Origin of the sequence: Paraburkholderia sp. BR10872, from assembly GCF_040965835.1 — a bacterium.
Taxonomy (GTDB): domain Bacteria; phylum Pseudomonadota; class Gammaproteobacteria; order Burkholderiales; family Burkholderiaceae; genus Paraburkholderia; species Paraburkholderia nodosa_A.
In genome coordinates, this window is sequence record NZ_JBFRCN010000138.1 from 1 (window position 1) to 1,254 (window position 1,254).

Genomic DNA, 1,254 nt, shown 5'->3' on the forward strand with positions numbered 1-1,254 from the left:
ATGGTGGACCGTGGCGTTCGACGCGCTCGCCATCGCCTCGCTCGTGGTGGCCGTGAACCTGATCGCCGACAGCCTGCGCGAGGTGCTCCAATCGTGAACCGCCCCGCTTCTTCACGCCCCGCTCTCGCCACCTTCAGTACGCCGCGCGACGACGACGCGCTCGCGCTCGTCGGCCTCACCGTCGCTTACCGCGTGCGCGGGCGCGACCGCGACGTGCTCACCGACGTCTCGCTGCGCATCCGGCGCGGCGAAGCGTATGGGCTCGTCGGCGAATCGGGCTGCGGCAAGTCGACGGTCGCGCTCGCCGCGCTGCGCTATCTCCCGCGCAACGGCCGCGTGAAGGCCGGGCGCATCGCGATCGCGGGCGACGACGTGCTCGCGCTCGACGCCGACGGCCTGCGCGCGCTGCGCGCCAACGCCGTTTCGATGGTCTATCAGGACCCCGCCAGCGCACTCAATCCCACGCTCACGATTGCCCGCCAGCTGAACGAAGCGTTCGAAGCCGCAGGCGCCGACGCGAGCGTGGCCCGCTCGCGCTCGCACGCGATGCTCGAACGTGTGCGCATTGCCGATCCGGGCCGCGTGCTGGCGAGCTATCCGCATCAGCTCTCGGGCGGCATGCAGCAGCGCGTGGTGATCGCGATGGCGCTCGCGTCGAACCCGGCGCTCCTGATCCTCGACGAACCGACCACGGGCCTCGACGCCACCGTCGAGGCCGAGGTGCTCGACCTCATCGCGAAGCTGCGTGCGGAACTGGGCATGGCGGTGCTGCTCATCAGCCACGACCTCGCGGTGATCGGGCGCATGTGCGAACGCGTGGGCGTGCTCTACGCGGGGCGGCTCGTCGAGGAAGGCGCCACGCGCGACGTGTTCGAGCGCGCGCGGCATCCGTACACGGTCGGCCTGCTGCGCTGCCTGCCGGCGCAGGGCCGCAACAAGCATGCGGGCGCGCTCGACACGATACCGGGCGAGTTGCCGGCGCCTGGCGTGAGCTCGCCCGGCTGCATCTACGCACCGCGCTGTCGCCTCGCCGACGCGCGTTGCCGCGTGGAAGCGCCGCCGCCGCATCGCATGGCCTCGCCGCACGGCGAGCAGATGTCGCGCTGCCACTATCACGAACGCGCGATCGACTTGCCGTTCGGGAATCTGATCGGAGGCGGCGACGGTTCGCAGACTTCGAGCGGTGGTCCGTCGAATGGCGAAGACGAACCGCGCGTCGTATTGCGCGCGCTCGACGTCTCGCGCACCTTCGGA

The 1,254-nt window shown here is 71.1% G+C and carries 1 protein-coding gene and 1 pseudogene; both read left to right on the forward strand.

Annotated elements, in window-relative coordinates:
• Positions 1-97: pseudogene (locus AB4Y43_RS40380) on the forward strand (ABC transporter permease); the annotation flags it as partial.
• A partial coding sequence (locus AB4Y43_RS40385) for an ABC transporter ATP-binding protein (RefSeq protein ID WP_368730284.1) occupies positions 94-1,254 on the forward strand: 1,161 nt, incomplete at its 3' end. The pseudogene AB4Y43_RS40380 and the gene AB4Y43_RS40385, both read left to right, overlap by 4 nt.